Source organism: Deinococcus yavapaiensis KR-236, from assembly GCF_003217515.1.
In the GTDB taxonomy this organism is placed as follows: domain Bacteria; phylum Deinococcota; class Deinococci; order Deinococcales; family Deinococcaceae; genus Deinococcus_A; species Deinococcus_A yavapaiensis.
The window spans coordinates 189,727-204,448 of the sequence record NZ_QJSX01000001.1 but is presented as its reverse complement, the minus strand read 5'-3'; the positions used below and the strand labels follow the sequence as shown (position 1 = coordinate 204,448).

General features: G+C 66.1%; 14 protein-coding genes. 3 read left to right on the top strand and 11 right to left on the bottom strand.

Annotated features, from left to right (window positions below; translation table 11 throughout):
• Positions 1 to 2 precede the first annotated feature (2 nt).
• The 5 genes from aroB to DES52_RS00970 all read right to left on the bottom strand — a co-directional run bounded on the left by aroB (position 3) and on the right by DES52_RS00970 (position 5,673).
• Positions 3 to 1,052: a 3-dehydroquinate synthase gene (aroB, locus tag DES52_RS00990; protein ID WP_110884889.1), complete on the bottom strand. Its 1,050-nt coding sequence runs from the start codon at positions 1,050 to 1,052 to the stop codon at positions 3 to 5.
• The gene (locus tag DES52_RS00985; protein WP_245900551.1) at positions 1,039 to 1,596 is read right to left on the bottom strand and encodes a shikimate kinase; all 558 of its coding nucleotides are present in this window, start codon (positions 1,594 to 1,596) and stop codon (positions 1,039 to 1,041) included. The genes aroB and DES52_RS00985 overlap by 14 nt, the downstream gene beginning before the upstream one ends.
• 68 nt (positions 1,597 to 1,664) lie before the next feature.
• Complete coding sequence (aroC, locus tag DES52_RS00980) at positions 1,665 to 2,813, bottom strand: chorismate synthase (RefSeq protein ID WP_110884888.1); 1,149 nt, start codon at positions 2,811 to 2,813, stop codon at positions 1,665 to 1,667.
• A gap of 95 nt (positions 2,814 to 2,908) precedes the next feature.
• The gene (locus DES52_RS00975; RefSeq protein ID WP_110884887.1) at positions 2,909 to 5,173 is read right to left on the bottom strand and encodes a secretin N-terminal domain-containing protein; all 2,265 of its coding nucleotides are present in this window, start codon (positions 5,171 to 5,173) and stop codon (positions 2,909 to 2,911) included.
• 2 nt (positions 5,174 to 5,175) lie between these two features.
• Positions 5,176 to 5,673, bottom strand: coding sequence for a hypothetical protein (locus DES52_RS00970; protein WP_146237156.1), 498 nt, complete (start codon positions 5,671 to 5,673; stop codon positions 5,176 to 5,178).
• Between DES52_RS00970 and DES52_RS00965 the strand changes: the two genes are divergently transcribed.
• Positions 5,639 to 6,484 carry a hypothetical protein gene (locus tag DES52_RS00965; RefSeq protein ID WP_146237155.1) on the top strand — a complete coding sequence of 282 codons (846 nt, stop codon included), beginning with the start codon at positions 5,639 to 5,641 and terminating at the stop codon, positions 6,482 to 6,484. The two genes, DES52_RS00970 and DES52_RS00965, sit on opposite strands and share 35 nt — an antisense overlap.
• Before the next feature lie 3 nt (positions 6,485 to 6,487).
• Positions 6,488 to 6,778: a hypothetical protein gene (locus DES52_RS00960; protein ID WP_146237154.1), complete on the top strand. Its 291-nt coding sequence runs from the start codon at positions 6,488 to 6,490 to the stop codon at positions 6,776 to 6,778.
• Between the two features lie 235 nt (positions 6,779 to 7,013).
• Here DES52_RS00960 and DES52_RS00955 read toward each other — a convergent pair whose 3' ends face one another.
• The 6 genes from DES52_RS00955 to mnmC2 form a co-directional block, all read right to left on the bottom strand.
• Positions 7,014 to 7,703: a type IV pilus inner membrane component PilO gene (locus DES52_RS00955; RefSeq protein ID WP_110884883.1), complete on the bottom strand. Its 690-nt coding sequence runs from the start codon at positions 7,701 to 7,703 to the stop codon at positions 7,014 to 7,016.
• The gene (locus DES52_RS00950) at positions 7,700 to 8,458 is read right to left on the bottom strand and encodes a flagellar protein FliT (RefSeq protein ID WP_110884882.1); all 759 of its coding nucleotides are present in this window, start codon (positions 8,456 to 8,458) and stop codon (positions 7,700 to 7,702) included. Before DES52_RS00950 ends, DES52_RS00955 begins: the two co-directional genes overlap by 4 nt.
• The gene (gene pilM, locus DES52_RS00945; RefSeq protein ID WP_110884881.1) at positions 8,451 to 9,635 is read right to left on the bottom strand and encodes a type IV pilus assembly protein PilM; all 1,185 of its coding nucleotides are present in this window, start codon (positions 9,633 to 9,635) and stop codon (positions 8,451 to 8,453) included. Before pilM ends, DES52_RS00950 begins: the two co-directional genes overlap by 8 nt.
• Positions 9,636 to 9,752: 117 nt before the next feature.
• Complete coding sequence (locus tag DES52_RS00940) at positions 9,753 to 10,757, bottom strand: isocitrate/isopropylmalate dehydrogenase family protein (RefSeq protein WP_110884880.1); 1,005 nt, start codon at positions 10,755 to 10,757, stop codon at positions 9,753 to 9,755.
• Between the two features lie 4 nt (positions 10,758 to 10,761).
• Complete coding sequence (locus DES52_RS00935) at positions 10,762 to 11,709, bottom strand: NAD(P)/FAD-dependent oxidoreductase (protein ID WP_110884879.1); 948 nt, start codon at positions 11,707 to 11,709, stop codon at positions 10,762 to 10,764.
• Positions 11,706 to 12,338, bottom strand: coding sequence for a tRNA (5-methylaminomethyl-2-thiouridine)(34)-methyltransferase MnmC2 (gene mnmC2 / locus DES52_RS00930; RefSeq protein WP_245900550.1), 633 nt, complete (start codon positions 12,336 to 12,338; stop codon positions 11,706 to 11,708). The genes DES52_RS00935 and mnmC2 overlap by 4 nt, the downstream gene beginning before the upstream one ends.
• 98 nt (positions 12,339 to 12,436) lie before the next feature.
• Between mnmC2 and DES52_RS00925 the strand changes: the two genes are divergently transcribed.
• Positions 12,437 to 14,716, top strand: a complete 2,280-nt coding sequence (locus tag DES52_RS00925) for an endonuclease MutS2 (RefSeq protein ID WP_110884877.1) — start codon at positions 12,437 to 12,439, stop codon at positions 14,714 to 14,716.
• The last annotated feature ends 6 nt before the right edge of the window (positions 14,717 to 14,722 follow it).

Here is a 14,722-nt window from a genome sequence, read left to right as displayed (position 1 = left end):
CGTCATTTCACCATGCCGCGTACGAACGCGTGCCACTCGTCGAAGGCGACTCGAACGTCCGCCTCGTCCACGTGCGCCACGTACGGCCGAGCGAGCTTTTCGAGCAGCACGAAGCGCACGCCGCGCGAGTCCGCCTTCTTGTCACGCGCCACGAACGGCGCGACGTCCTGCCACGCGAAGTCCGGCAGGGAGCGAGGTCGCTGATACGCCAGAAAGCGCTCGGTGAGCTTCGATACGTCCTCGCCGCCGAGACGCCGCGAAAGGAGCGCGGCGAAGTGCAGGCCGTACCCGACCGCCTCGCCGTGCGGCAAAGCGTGTCCGGTGACGGCTTCGAGCGCGTGCGCGAGCGTGTGACCGAAGTTCAAATGGGCGCGCTCGCCCCGCTCGGTGAGGTCGCGCGTCACGACGTCCGCCTTGACCTTCACCGCGCGCCCGACGATCTCTTCGAGATGCGCCGCGTGAGGACCGAAACCGCCGGACACGACGTCATCGCACAAGACCGGGTCGGCGATCAAGCCGTGCTTGAACACTTCCGCCGCGCCCTCTCGAAAGGTCGCGCTCGGCAACGCCGCGAGGGTCGCCGTGTCGCACCACACGCCCTTGGGCGGCCAAAAGGCCCCGACGAGGTTCTTGCCTTCGGGAAGGTTGACGCCGGTCTTGCCGCCCACCGCCGCGTCCACTTGACCCAACAACGTCGTCGGAAGGGTGTAGAAGGCCACGCCCCGCAGATACGCGCTCGCCACGAAGCCCGCCAGGTCCGTCGCCGCCCCACCTCCGAGTCCGATCACGGCGGCGTCGCGCGGCAAGGCGGCCCGCGCAAGCGTCGAGAGCACCTCCGCGAATACCGTCAACGTCTTGCACGCCTCGCCTCGCGGCAACGCGACCTCCACCTCGGGCTGCAGGCGTGACCTCACCTCGTCCACGAAAGGGCGCGGAACGCCCTCGTCAAACAGCAACGCGCGGCGCCGCTCCGAGACCGCGACGTCTTGCAAGGCGCCCGACCGCACGCTCACCGCGTACGGCGCCGCGCCGCCCACGTCAATCCTCATGATCCTCGCTCCACGTCCAAAGGCGGTCGACGACCTCGGCCACGACGTCCTCCGAGGGACGATCGTCGGACGACACGTGAATGGTGCCTTCGCGGTACGCGCCTTCGCGCTCTTGCATCAAGCCGCGAATGCGCTCCAACGGCTCGGGCGCTTTCAGGAGCGGACGGTCGGTGCGCTTCGTGCGCTGTAAGACCGTCTCCGGGCTCGCCCACAACACCACGACCGGTCCTCGGGCGAGCAGCAACTTCCGGTTCTCGGGCGAGATGAACGTACCACCGCCGAGCGACACGACCGCGTAGTCGAGCCGCGTCACGCGCCGCACGACTTCGCGCTCGTACGCACGAAACTGCGCCTCGCCGTCCTCGTCGAAAATCTCCGGCACCGACTTTCCCGCCACCCGTGAAATCAACTTGTCGGTATCCACGAAGTGCAGAGCCAACGCCCGCGACAACTCCCAGCCGATCCGGCTCTTCCCGGTGCCCATGAAGCCCGCGAGGGCCACCCATGTCACGGGCCGTTCGATGAGAGAAGAGGGAGACGTCGTCATGTCACTTGACGAGTAGTCTAGACCAAACAACGCCTCCTCGATTCCTGACCGAAAGGCTTCCGGAAGCATCAATATGCCCGGGCGAAGGCGTGCGCCGAAGCGACCCGCTCGCGCAGTTCCTCCATGGAATCGCCCCCGAACTTCTCCAGCATGGCGTCCGCGAGCACCCACGCGACGGCGCACTGCACGATGACGCTCGCCGCGGGCACCGCCGTCGTGTCGCTGCGCTCGCGCGCCGCGTCCGCCGCTTCACGCGTCGCGACGTCCACGGTCGGCAGCGGCTTCATGAGGGTCGCGATCGGTTTCATGGCCGCGCGCACCACGAGGTCCTCGCCGTTCGTCATCCCGCCCTCCAAGCCGCCCGCGCCGTTCGAGTCACGTTCGTACCCACGTTCGCGCAAAAAGATCGGGTCGTGCACCGCGGAGCCCGGACGGCGCGCCGCCTCGAAGCCCAAGCCGATCTCCACGCCCTTGATGGCCTGAATGCCCATCACGGCGGCCGCGATACGTCCGTCGAGCTTGCGATCCCAGTGCACGTGGCTTCCAAGCCCCACCGGCAGGCCGCGAAAGCGCACCTCGACCACGCCGCCAAGCGTGTCGCCGTCCTTCTTCGCGGCGTCGATGCGTTCGATCATGCGACCGCTCGCCTCCAAGTCGAGGCAGCGAAGCTCGCTGTCCTCGACTTCCGCGACGCGCGACCACTCGAAAGGCACCGTCGACTCGATCCCGCCGAGCGACACGACGTGCCCGACGCCCTCCACCCCGAGGTCCGACAAAAGCTTGAGGCCGACGGCCCCAACGGCCACGCGCGAAGCAGTCTCGCGGGCCGACGCGCGCTCCAACACGTCACGCAAGTCACGCAGGCGATACTTGATGCCGCCCGGCAAGTCGGCGTGGCCGGGCCGCGCGGCCGTCAGGGCCTTCTTGCGCGGCTCGCCGCCCGGCAGGGGAGACATGATCTCCGTCCAGTTGCGCCAATCGCGGTTCTCGATCACGAACGTCACGGGAGCGCCCGTCGTGCGACCCGCGCGAACGCCCGACACGATGTTCGCTTCGTCGCGCTCGATCACCATGCGGCGACCGCGTCCGTATCCGCCTTGCCGCTTGGCCAGCCAAGGGTCGATGTCGTCCTTCGTGAGCTCCAAGTTCGAAGGCAACCCCTCGATGATCGTCGTGAGCTGCGGTCCGTGCGATTCGCCTGCGGTCAGAAACCTCATCGAAGCAAATCTAGCATCGGGCTTCGCTCGCGCTCCCAGCTTGCCTAAGCGAAGGAGGCGGCCTTCAAGGCCGCCTCCTTCGCTCGCATTCTTCGTTACTGAACGATGTTGCCCGTCAGGACGATGAGCAGTTGTGCCTTCGACTTCCGAGTGTCCTCCGACTTGAACAAGCTGCCGACCAAAGGAATGGACGACAAGAAGGGAACGCCGTTGGTCGTCGTGTTCTCGGTGTCGGTCAGCAAACCGCCCAGCAGCACGGTCTGACCGCTCTTGAACGACACGGTCGTACTCGCTTCGCGGTTGAGGAAGCTCAAGATGTTCGGAATGCTTCCTCCGGTCAAAGCCGTCTGGGGATTGGAGATGCTGCTGCGAACCCCGATCGTGATCGTGCCGTCGTTCGACACTTGCGGATTGAGGAAGTCGAGCAAGACTCCGTAATCGATTTGCCGCACGATGTTGCCTGCCGCACCGGGAATGTTGACTTCGACGCGCCCGCCCGACTTGATGCTGGCAGAGGCCCCGGCACTGGCATTTTCCGCGCTCGTCGCGTTGCCTTGACGACGCTGGCCGCTTTGCAGCGTGACGTTGCCGTCGTAGATACTCTTGGACAACTGCTGATTCTCGAGCGCCTTCAGCGTGGCGCCGAGGTTGAGGCCCGCGAAGTTCGTGGTGTTGTCGAACAACGCCGTGAGGTTGCCGCTCACGAGCTTCGTCACGAAGTTGCCGATGCCCGCCGACCAATCGATGCCGAGGGTACGCGCGGCGTCCTCCGTGATCTCCTGGATGCGGATTTGTACGTTGATCTGCGGCACGCGGACGTCCAGCACCGGAATGAGCTCGGCAACTTGGGCGACTTGTTCGGGAGTACCGCGGACGATGAGGGTGTTCGTACGCTGATCGGCGATGATCGTGACGTCACTGCCCGATTGAGAAGCGGCCGCGCTCGCCGCGTCTTGAGCGCTTTGAGTCGTCGGAGCTTGATTGTTCGCCGAGTTGTTGGCGGAATTGTTGGCAGCGCCGGTACTGCTTCCCGTCGCCGCGTCGTCCAACCGCGTCGCGAGCGTGTTCTCCAGTACCGCCTTGATCTCGCTCGCTTGAGCGTTGGCAAGCGTGAAGATGCGCTGCACGACAGCCGGACCAACGGCGGCAACGGGCAGCGGACGGTCGACTTGACCCAGCAACGCGAACGCCGTGTTCACGACGCTCGTAGGCCCGCTCACCACGAGTTGATTGGTCTTGCCGACGGGCGTCACGACCAGCGTCGGGTACGTCGTACGCAAGAAGGCGGCGATGTCGTCCGACGAGCTTTGCACGGTGTACACGCGCTGCACCGACGGGTCTGGCGTTTGCGTGGCGGCTTGCTGTGCGGCGCGGTCGAGTTGTGAGACGACCGTGCTCACGTCCACGAACTCCTTGGCCGTCGCGCTCACGAAGACCGTGTTCGTCCGAACGTCCGAGACGATTCGCAAGTTCGGGAACAAGGCTTTGAGTCGCGCCTCGACCTCGGCGGCTTGCGCGTTTTGCAGCGTTACCGTGTTCTGCACGACGGGATCGGGGGCGGGCGGTGTCGGCGCGGGCGTGACGGGCGCTTGCGCGATGGGACGGTCGAGTTGCGAGACGACCGTGCTCACGTCTACGAACTCCTTGGCCGTCGCGCTCACGAAGACCGTGTTCGTCCGAACGTCCGAGACGATTCGCAAGTTCGGGAACAAGGCTTTGAGTCGCGCCTCGACCTCGGCGGCTTGCGCGTTTTGCAGCGTTACCGTGTTCTGCACGACGGGATCGGGGGCGGGCGGTGTCGGCGCGGGCGTGACGGGCGCTTGCGCGACGGGACGGTCGAGGTCGGTGAGTAGTCCGTCGAGGTCGGTCAGATCACGATTCGAGCCGCTCACGATGAGGCTGTTCGTGCGGATATCCGAAACGACGCGAACGTTCGGCAGCAAGCTCTTGAGGCGCGCCTCGACGTCGGCCGCGGCCGCGTTCTTCAGGTCCACCACGCGTTGCAAGGGCGTGTTGGACACGCGCAGCACGTCCTTGCCGCCCACTTGCACGATGCGGTAGTTCAGGCCGTACACGTCCATGAGCAGCGGCCAGACTTCGTTGAACGGCTTGTTCTGAAAGCTGAACATGGTGGGCGCGGTGGGGCCGCTGGCGCTGGGCAGCGCGTCGACGTTGACGTCGAACACGATGTCGTACCCGGCCGAGCGCGCGAGCGCCGAGAGCGTCACCGACAAGGGCATGGCCCGCTGGCCGACCTCGAGGCTCACGTTCGCGTTCACGAGGCGGGCGTCCGTGAGCGTTTGCGCACTCGCCATGCCGAGGGCCGCCGTCATCATCAAAGTCAAAGCTCGTTTGATCATAATCACCTTTTCTGCAATTCGAGGATCGTTTCGTCGGAGCCGAGGGCAAGCGTCACGCTCGTCGCCGTGATGTCCTTGACCACGATGCTGCTGTCAGGCAGCGTCTGACCGAGCGCCAAGACCACGTAGCCGTCGTTCGTCGCGAATATGCCGGTGTTGACCGGGCCGAGCACGACGGCTTCGTACGTCACGCCGCGTGAGGCGACGTAGGACTCGAGCGGCGTCAATGTCGGCGGCACGGCCGCCGTCGGATCGGTTGCCGTCGTCGGATCGGTGCTGGCACCGGTCGGATTGACCGGCGTGGGCGTCTCGGAGGGGTTCGACGTCGAAGGACTCGTCGGCGTGACCGGCGTGAGGGCGACGGGCGGCGTTTGCAACGCGCCGATCACCGCTGGAACTTCTGCAGGAGGCGTAGTGGTGGCCTCGGGCTTGGTCGGCGCGGTCGGCGGCGTGGTAATCGGAGTGGTGATCGGTGAGGTCGGCGGCGTGGCGGCGGGCACGGACGCGCTCGGGGTCGCGGCGGCGACCAAGCCGACGTTGGGCGACGATGGCGAACGCACGGACGGCGTCGGGGGCCGAACGACCGGTCGAGCGCTTGCGCTCGCCGCTGGCGTCGTCGTTGTCGCGGGCGGCGTCGTAGCCGTCGAAGCGGAAGGAGACGTCGTCGCGGGGGTCGTGGCCGTGGCCGTGCTCGTCGTGGAAGGCGAGCTTCCCGTCGGCGTGCTCGCGGAAGTGCCGGTCGAAGAGGTGGTGGTCGGGCGGGTCGGACGCGAGGGAGTGGTCGTGGGCAAGGGCGTGCCGCTGGTTGGCGCTCGCCCCACCACGATAGGCACGCCGGGACGAGGCGTGACAGGAGTGATCCTCGCTACCGTCGCGGGTGTGTTGGTCGCCGTGCCGGGCGTATTCGTCGCCGTGGCAGATGTGGTCGCGGTCGGCTTGGTCGTCGGCGTTTTCGTCACGGCCGGCTTGGCCGTCGGAGTCTTCGTCACCGTCGAGCTCGTCGGTGTCGTCGACGGCTTGGAAGGCGAAGGCGTCGACGACACCGACGGCAAGGGCGTCGAAGAAACGACGTTCGGGAAGCTCGATCCCGTGGGCTGCCCCGGGCGAATGACGATCGCTCCGCTCGAACGCGGCGTGACCGGTACGGGCAAGGCGCTCGTCACAGTGCTCGAACGTGGGGTGACGGGCACGGGCAAGGCGCCCGTCACCCCGCTTCCCGCCACGGCGCGCACACGGTCGACGCTCGAGGCGTTCGGGGTGGCGCTTTGCCCGGGAAGCGTCGGAAGTGGCAACGTGTTGCTCGCCACTTGAGGCGTGCTCGCTGTTACGATGGGCGCGCTTGCCGTTGCGATCGGCGCGGGCGCGGCCGTGCTGGCACTGGGCGCGCTGGCACTCGCCGTGCTCGTCGGCGCTTGGCTCGCGACTTCGAACGGGCGAAACGGGTTGGGCAGCGCATCTTCTGAAACGGCCGCGCTCTCCGACGTCGCCGTGTTCGCCGTTTCCTGCTCGGGGGCGTCGTTCGGGACTTCCGTTGTGAGGAACGGAATCTGCTCGACGGTCGCGGGGGCTTGCGGACGTGTCACGGTGACGCCGCCCGCGTCTTGAGACGAGGTGTCCGCCGTCGCTCCACTCGGCGCCGTGCCGTCTTGCGCCGCGGTGCCCGCATCGCTCGGTGATGGAGTCGTGGTCGAAGGAGTCGTGGCCGTTTGGTCGGGGGCCGCGACGGGACGCGTCGCGGACCACGTGTACCAACCGCCGACGGCCCCGACGAGGGCCACGCCCGTCAAGGCGATCTTCATCTCACGGGTGAGCCTGAAGCGGCGAGGCTCGGTGTTGCTCTTCACGGATTACCTCCGGCGGGCGGGGCGGGGGGCGCCGACGCGGGCGCTCCCGGGGCGGGCGCCGCTCCAGGTTGAGCGGGCGCCGCGCCTTGCGCGTTGGGATTGTACGTATAGACGGTCACGCCGATCTGCCCGCCGACTTGCGGATCGAAGCTGGTGACTTTGCCGAGGCTGAGCGCCAAGTTGTTGATCGTCGAGAAGCGGTTCATCGCCTCCAGAGAACGCAGCACGCCGAACAACTGGCCGAAGGTGCCGTCGAGCGTGAGGCTGATGTTGATGGGCTGCACGCCCGCCGGAATGTTCGCTCCTGCCGCGGCGCCCGAAGACTGGCTGATGCCGTCGAGCTGGGCGCCCGTCGCCAGGACGTTTTGGCGAATCTCGCCGAGCACCTGCCCGAAGCGCGGCGTGGGCGGCAAGGCGCGCAACAACGTATCGCGCTGAACTTCGAGCCCGGCGACTTCCTGGCGAAGACCCGGAAGCTGAGCGCTCGCGAGTCGGGCCGCGTCCACTTGAGGGCGAAGCGTGTCGAGTTGCGAGTTCGCGGCGTCGATTTCCGCTTGTCGGGCGCTGTATAGCAGGAAGTACCACAAAATTCCGATCAAGACGAGGCCAGCGAGGGTCAGCAAGAAGATATCTCGCCCCTTGAGGTTCGTCAGCGGATTTTTCAGTTCGGCACGACGAGTCGTCATGGATTGCCTCCGTTGGAGTTCGGGCTCGACGTGGAAGGCGCGGGCGGCGCGCTCGGGGCGGTCGTTCCCGAGGTCGTCGTGCCGCTTGCAGAGCTTTCGGTCGTACCCACCGCTCCGTTCTCGGATGCCGCGGCCGTCAAGGCGGGCTTGGGCTTGTCACCGATCATGCCGACCGTGACCGCGAAGGTGTATTCACCGGTGTTGGGGTCGCGGGCCGCGTTTTGGAATTGCACGCCGAATTCCGGCGCGTTCTCGAAGGTGTTCACGAGACGCACGAGTGCGTCGCTCGAACGGGCGAGTCCGCTCAGCACCAGCTCTTTCGTCACGGCTTTACCGTCGTACGGGGCGTTGGCTCCGCCGGGCGCCGCCGCGAGCTGCGGCATCCGCATGCTGACGTTCGTCAAGGCGATGATAGGAGTGTTCGAAGTCGGCAACTGCCGAACGAAGCGTGCGAGGTCGGCGCTCCACGACGTACGCCCCGATTCGAGCGTCTGCGCGACGCCCGCGACCGCTTGCAACTCGGTCTTGCGCGCTTGCAACTCGTTGCGTTCGCGTACGTCGTTGGCGCGCACGGCGAGCTCGCTTTGCGCTTCGGCGATGTCCTTGTTGATGCCGTTGAGGCGATTTTGCACGCTGTACTGCAAAACGCCCATCGTGACCAAGGCGACCGCCGCGACCGTGCCTGCGGCGATTCGCCACCCGTCCGGTCCCGTCGAACGACGGAGGTTCTTCGGGAGCAGGTTGATGTTAATCAAAATTACTCACCCCTCGCAGCGCGAGGCCCAGCGGCACGGTGAACTCCGGCGCGTTGTTGTGCAAAAAGCCCATGTCGAACCGCGACTCGTCGATGGCAACGTGCTTCCAAGGCGAAACCACTTCCACGCGAAAGCCCAGCGCGTCGCCGATCGCGGCCGCGAGTCCACGCAACTTCGCGCCGCCGCCCGCGAGGTACGTGCGGTCGACGACGAGGTCGCCCGCTTGGACGCGGTAGAACTCCAGCGACCGTCGAATTTCGGTGATGAGGTCGCCGAGCACCGGCCGAATGACGTCGAAGACGCGCGCCGGGCTGTACTGCTCGCGCGACAGGTCGAAGTTCAGCAAGTCCTCCTCGTCCTCGGTGGGCGTCGTGGCGGTAGCGTAACCGATCTTGACGTCCTCGGCGGCGTTGAAGTCCAAATCGAACGCCCGTTGCAAGGCGGTCGTGAAGTCGTCGGCGGCGATGGCGATGTTACGGGTGATCAAGAGGCGGTCGCCGCGCGTCAAGGTGAGGACGCTGCTTGAGGCGCCGATTTCGAGCAGCAGCGCCACTTCGCTTGCTGGGTCGTGCTTCGTCGACTGGGTGTTGGACAGGTCGACCTTGGAGCCGGTGCCGTGCGGCTGGGGTCTCAACGAGCGCAGCGCCGCGAACGGCTTGAGGTCGATGACGGCGGGCTCGAGGCCCGCGAGGCGCAAGACCTCGATTTGACGGGCGATCGCCTCGGTCGGAGCGGCGGCCACGACGACTTCCATCGACTGCTCCTCGGGAAGGGTCGTGGGATCGTCGAGCAGGTCGTAATCGAGCGTCACGTCGTCGATGGGGTACGGCAAGTAGCGCTCGGCTTCCCACTTGATGGCTTCGTCGAGGTCCTTACGATCCATCCTCGGCACGAGGATGTTGCGGGTCACGGCGCTTTGGTTGGGCACGGCGGTCACGGCGTACTTCGCCGCGATTCCGTATTTCGACAGCGCCGTCTTGAGCTCGGCGGCCACGCGGGCGGGTTCCACGACAAGGCCGTCGCGCATCGCTCCAACTGGAGTGGGCAGCATGACGGCGTGCGTTAATTGTGGCGGCGAGCCGGGCTTGAGCGCCACAATCTTGATAGCGCTGGTTCCGAGTTCCACGCCGATTGCGGCGGGCCTCGAGTTCAGCAAGCGCTGGAGAACATTGGTCATTCGCTCCTCCCTGGATTCTGGGTGATTTTAGCATCTTTTCACGGTTGGCAAGATAAAAAATCACCAAAAACGCGACTGGTTCTCATAAAATGAAGGCTTGTGTGAAGAAGCGGCGGCTTAGCTTCTCGAAACGCGCCGCACGAGCGCGTCCGTGTAGCCACGCGTGTCGAGCGCCCCGCCAAGATCCCGCGTCACCGAACCTTCTCGAAGTAGCTCATCGACGGCACGTTGAATTCTCGCGGCCGCCTCGGGTTCGCCGAGATGGTCGAGCATCATCGCCGCCGAAAGAATCGTCGCCGTCGGGTTGGCGATCCCTTGGCCGGCGATGTCGGGCGCACTGCCGTGCACGCTTTCGAAAATCGCGTGCTTCTCGCCGATGTTGCCGCTCGGAGCGAGTCCCAGGCCTCCCGTCAAGCCCGCCGTGAGGTCGGACAGGATGTCGCCGAAAAGATTCGTCGCGACGATGACGTCGAAACGCTGCGGCGAGCGCACGAGGTGCATGGCCATCGCGTCGACGATGACGTCATACGCGCGTACCTGCGGCACTTGGGCGGCTTCCTCCATCACCGTGCTCAGAAACAGCCCCTGCGTGACCGGAAGGACGTTTGCCTTGTGCACGACGGCCAGTTCGCCTCGCCGTTTTCGGGCGATGTCCAACGCGTACTTGCCGATGCGCGACGACGCACGCTTGGTGATGACCGCGTCCGCGATGGCCGTGTCGCCGTAACGCCGCTCGACCTCCACGTACAAGCCCTCGGTGTTTTCACGCACCAAGACGAGATCGACGCCGTCCACGCCCCCGGGCACGGGACGGCTTTTCGCCGGTCGGACGTTGGCGAAGAGGTCGAACTTGCGCCTCAAGTACCGAATCGCTCCGAAAAAGCCCGGCACCTTTTCGCTGGGACTCGTAGCGGCCCCGAACAACGTCGCGTCGGCCGCCTCGATGGCTTCGATGGTCGCGCCCGGCACGCTCGTCCCGACGTCCAGAAACGTTTCGTAGCCCGCGTGGGCCTCCGTGAATTCCAAGTCGAGCCCGAGGGCTTCGAGGACCTCTCTCGCGGCCGGAACGACTTCGTGCCCGATGCCGTCCCCTTCGATGAGGCAAATCTTATAGTTCGTCACTTGCTCAGTTTAGCGAGCTCTCCTGAACTTCCGACGTGAGGTTTCGTGCGAGCAGCGGGCCTATCAAAAAACCCTTCGACCCGAGGCCCGTCAAAGACCACGTGCCGTCTCCCTGCCGTCCCGAGACGAAGGTCGACAAGCGCGTGCCCGTCCAGGTCCCCGTCACGCGCGGCGACAAGTCGCCCAGCAGACCTTGCGCCTTGCCCATCAGCCATGCCAAGGACGACAAGGGAGGCGGCGACGAGACGTGCTCGCTCGTCGGTGCTTCGAAGGTGGACCCCAGCACTCCGCCTCGCTCGTCCGGGGCGGCATACACGCCGAAGCTCAGGGGTACTTCGCAAGGCGCGTGGTCGAGCAGCAGCATCGTGCCCGCTCGGTGGGTTCCACCCGACGTGCCGAGGGACCCGCCGCACCGAACGACGACGTCCGCACGGTACGCCTGCTCCCCGACCATCACGCGCGTCGGTCGAACGTCCGAGGCGAAGCCGCGAACGACCCGCGCTCCGCTCGCCCTCAACAAGGCGCCAACGAACGCCGGGCCGTCCAACCACCCGCCCTCGAAGATGTCCAAGACCGAGTGCCAACCGGCGGCGAGCCCGCGAACTTCGTCCGCCGCACGCCAGGCATGCGGCAAGTCGCTCGGCAAGGACGCCTCGAACTTGCGCCGCGTACGCTCGTCGGGCACGGGACGCCGAACGCCCGCACGTTCGTGCGGAACGTCGAAGCCGAGGGATCGCACCTCGTCGAGAAGCGACCACGTGAGGCGCATGCCTTCGAGCGCACCCTCGTCGACCCGTCCACTTTGCCCTCTCACGGGATTCACGAGCGCCGACGGAACGTCCGAGGCGCGCTCCACCCCCGCGTCCACGACCATCACGTCATGCCCGTCGCGCGCGGCGAAGAACGCGACGCTCGCCCCGGCGATGCCCGCGCCCACGACCACGATCCTCACGGCTTGACCGCCACGAGGAATTCCCGCTTGCCCCGCAGGCCGCGCCGCTTCTCCACGATCAGGCCTGCCCCCTGCAAACCGCGTCGCACGGCGCCCGCCGAGCTGTAAGTCGCCAAGACGCCTCCCGAAGCCATGCTGCTTGCGAGACGCGCCAGGAACGGACTCGCCCACACGTCCGGATTCGCCGTCGGCGAGAACCCGTCGAGGTACACGGCCGTCGCCCACGCTTCGGGCAGCGTGGCGTTCGTCACGTCCTCCAAGCGCACTTCCAACGACTTGCCGTCGTCCTCGACACGCAAAGGAGGCTGCCAAGCTCGCACGACGATCTGCCAAAATGCGTCCTGCTCGTTCGACACGCGTTCCAATACGCTTCTCGCGACAGGATCGAACTCGAACGCCAGGTACGACAGCGGTGCGTGCGCCGCGCGGCTCGCGAGGGTCGCGCGGAAGTTGTGACCCAGCCCGAATCCCACTTCCAGCACGCGCGGATCGGGGTGAAGGCGCGTCCCCGTGCCCTCCACGAACACCGTCGTCGCCTGACTTCTCGCTCCGTGCACGGAACTGTACGCTTGCCCGAAGCGTTCGCTGAACGCGGTCAAGCTTCCGTCGGGCGTCTCGATGTACTTCACGGCCGCACTATAGAGAGTGCCGAGCGGCGCGTGAAATGACAGGGAACGCTAAGCCAATCGAAGCACGGTGTTTTCCGAGGCCCGCGATAAAATGACGTGTGACTTTTCATTCCCACGCCCTCGACACCCTGGATTTCCAACGCGTGAGAGCCGCGCTCGCCGAGCGGGCGGCCACGACCATGGGGCGCGAGCGAGCGAAGATAATCCACCCGACTGCCGACGCGGCTCGCATCGAGCGAGAACTCGCCGAAGTCGAGGACGCCTTGTTCGGCGCGAACCTCAACCTCGGCGGCATCACCGACGTTCGGCACTTGTACGAGCGCGCCTTCGACGGCAAGGTGCTCGCGGGCTCCGAGCTCCTGGAAGTCGCTTACACCCTCGACGCCGCCATGACGCTGCGGAGGTCGATCTTCGGCAATTCGCGCGGTCCCCTGCGAGACGTGGCCATCGACATCGGCGAGCACTCCGCCATCGTGCGCCGAACCCTCGAAAGCCTCGACCGCGACGGTGCCGTCCGCGACGACGCCTCGCCGAAACTGCGCCAAATCCGGCGGCGCCTCAATCCACTGCGCGGCGAGATTCGAGAGAAACTCTCGGGCCTTCTGGAGCGCTTCGCCGACGTCTTGCAAGAAAACCTCGTCACCATTCGGCGGGACCGCTACGTCATTCCGATCAAGGCGTCCTCCGTCAACTCCGTCGCGGGGATCATCGTGGATCAATCCGCGACGGGGCAGACGTACTTCGTGGAACCGGCCGCCATCACGCCTCTCAACAACGAACTCGCGCGATTGCAACTCGAGGAGGAAGCGGAAGTCCGCCGCATCCTCCTCGAACTCAGCGGCATGATCGCCAGCGACGCCAGCATTCTCGTGACGCTCTCGACGCTCGCCGCGCTCGACTTGATCGCCGCCAAGGCGAGGCTCGCGCGCGACTGGCGTCTCAACAAGCCCGAGCGCGCGGAAAGCGGCTGCTTCGATTTGCGCGAGGCTCGGCACCCGCTCATCGAGAACGCCGTCCCGAACGACCTTCAGCTCGGCGAGACGCAGATGCTGCTCATCACCGGGCCGAACATGGGCGGCAAGACGGCGACGCTCAAAACGCTCGGCTTGGCGACCGTGATGCATCAATGCGGAATGTACGTCTCGGCGGCGCGCGCCAAACTGCCGGTCGTGCGCGATCTGCTCGTCGATATCGGTGACGAGCAAAGCATCGAGGCGAGCTTGTCGACCTTCGCCGCTCACCTCAAGAACCTGCGGCACGTCTTGGAGCAAGCCGACCGCGACACGCTCGTCCTCATCGACGAACTCGGCTCGGGCACCGACCCCGCCGAGGGCGCCGCGCTCGCACGGGCGATGCTCGAACAGCTTCTCGCGCAGGACGCGCGCGGCATCGTCACGTCGCACCTCGCGCCGCTCAAGCTGTTCGCCCTCGAAACGTCCGGCTTGAGAAACGCCTCCATGGGATTCGATCTCGAACGCCTCGCGCCCACGTACCAACTGCAAGTCGGTCAACCGGGACGCTCGTTCGCGCTCGCCATCGCTCGCCGCATGGGCCTTCCCGAATCCATCACCGTCCGCGCCGACGAAGTCCTTGGCCCCGAGGGCGGTCAACTCGAACGCCTTCTCGAGGAGCTCGAACGCGAGCGCGGCGAACTTCGCCGCGAACTCGACACGGCCACGAACGCGCGCCGCAAAGCGGAGGCGGAACTCGCCAAGGTCAAGGACGAGCGCGCCGACCTTCAAGCTCGACAAGACGAGATTCTGGCCGAAGCGCAAAAGCGCGCCGAAGTCGTGTACGCCGAGGCGCTCGATCAAGTTCGCACCTTGCGCGCCCGCGCCAAGGAGGACAGCGCTCGGCCCCGCGTCATGGAGGAACTGCGCCAACTGCGCCGCTCCGCGCAAGCCGAAGCTCGCCCGCCCGCGCCCGAGCCAAAAGGCGATCCGATTCGACCCGGCTCCACCGTCGACGTGCCCGCGTACGGAAGCAGCGGTCAAGTCCTCGAAGTGCGCGGCGACGAGCTCGTCGTGCAACTTGGCGTGATGAAGATCAACGTGCGTCGCCGCGACGTGCGCTTGCGCCAAGAGGAAAAGGTGAAGGTCGCCTCGGGCTTCAACGGCATGGCGCCGAAGACGTTCGAGCGCGAATTGCAGCTGCGCGGCTCGCACGTCGAGGAGGCCATCGAGGAACTGCGAGACGCCATCGCCGAGGCTTCCGCCTTGCGCGAAACTCCTTTGCGCGTCGTGCACGGCAAAGGGCAAGGCGTCCTCAGAAGGTTGATTCGCGATTACCTCAAGACCGACAAGCGCGTGGCGAGCTTTCACGACGCCGAGCCGTACCAAGGCGGACACGGCGTGACGGTCGTGAACTTGAAGGTGTGAAGCGCC

Bases quoted from the DNA above. Each gene is read 5' to 3' on its own strand.
- DES52_RS00985 (WP_245900551.1), bottom strand. From the start codon at position 1,596: ATGACGACGTCTCCCTCTTCTCTCATCGAACGGCCCGTGACATGGGTG.
- aroC (WP_110884888.1), bottom strand. From the start codon at position 2,813: ATGAGGTTTCTGACCGCAGGCGAATCGCACGGACCGCAGCTCACGACG.
- DES52_RS00975 (WP_110884887.1), bottom strand. From the start codon at position 5,173: ATGATCAAACGAGCTTTGACTTTGATGATGACGGCGGCCCTCGGCATG.
- DES52_RS00955 (WP_110884883.1), bottom strand. From the start codon at position 7,703: ATGACGACTCGTCGTGCCGAACTGAAAAATCCGCTGACGAACCTCAAG.
- pilM (WP_110884881.1), bottom strand. From the start codon at position 9,635: ATGACCAATGTTCTCCAGCGCTTGCTGAACTCGAGGCCCGCCGCAATC.